Consider the following 910-nt stretch of genomic DNA (forward strand, 5'->3'; position numbering starts at 1 on the left):
GGCAACGATAGATATCCCCGGCATGATCATAGGTGAAGTCCTCGCGCGAGAAGGTCCCGTCGGTGCGGGCCGACTTGTCGAAGACGGTCACGTGCGGCTCGATCCCGTGCTCGTAGAGCAGCCACCCCAGCATCTCGGCGGAGCCATAGGCGCTGTCACCAAGAATCCGGCCCGGATAAAGATCGAACCGTTCGAGCGAGCGTTGGATCATGCGCTTGGCGGCCAACACTTCCGCCTGGCGGATCGCCGTGGTCGCCTCGACATCGACGATGATCGCGTTCTCAACGTCGATCAAGTAGTTCGTCGAATACGCAAAGTAAGCTTGTCCGCCGTGCGCTCCCGTCCAGCGCGCCGCCGGATCGGAGGGCGACACGAACTTCGGCGTGACCTCCGTCGCAGCACCGAACGCGGCGTCATCAAGAACGGCAAGGTATTCATCGATTGCTCGACCCGCGGCCTCCGGTGGAAGCCCCTTGCTGCCTTCGATACCCTTCTGCCGATTGGCATCCGCTTTGATCAGGCTCGCGTCGACCGCGAACCCTTCGCCACCGACTAGCCGCTCCCGGATGCAGTGGCGCAAAACGGCCTCGAACACGCGACGGAAGAGATCGCTCTCACGGAAGCGGCCGTGCCTGTTCTTCGAGAAGGTCGAGTGATCGGGGACAGCCCCGTCCAGTCCCAGCCGGCAAAACCAGCGGTACGCCAGATTGAGGTGGACTTCATCGCAGAGGCGACGCTCCGATCGTATGCCGAAACAATAGCCCACCAGGAGCATCCTGATCATCAGTTCGGGATCGATCGAAGGTCGTCCGATGTTGCTGTAGAACGGCGCCAGCTCCCGTCGCAGGTCCTCAAGCTCTACGAACCTATCGATCGACCGGAGTAGGTGGTCGGCCGGGATGTGCCTTTC

Annotated in this window: 1 protein-coding gene; it reads right to left on the reverse strand. The window is 61.9% G+C overall.

What is annotated here, in order from left to right; all coding sequences use genetic code 11:
- On the reverse strand, positions 1-910 hold a 910-nt coding region (locus tag AC0QUY_RS42600; protein WP_475391727.1), incomplete at both ends, for a transposase.

It is taken from the genome of Bradyrhizobium sp. WYCCWR15520 (genome assembly GCF_056174665.1).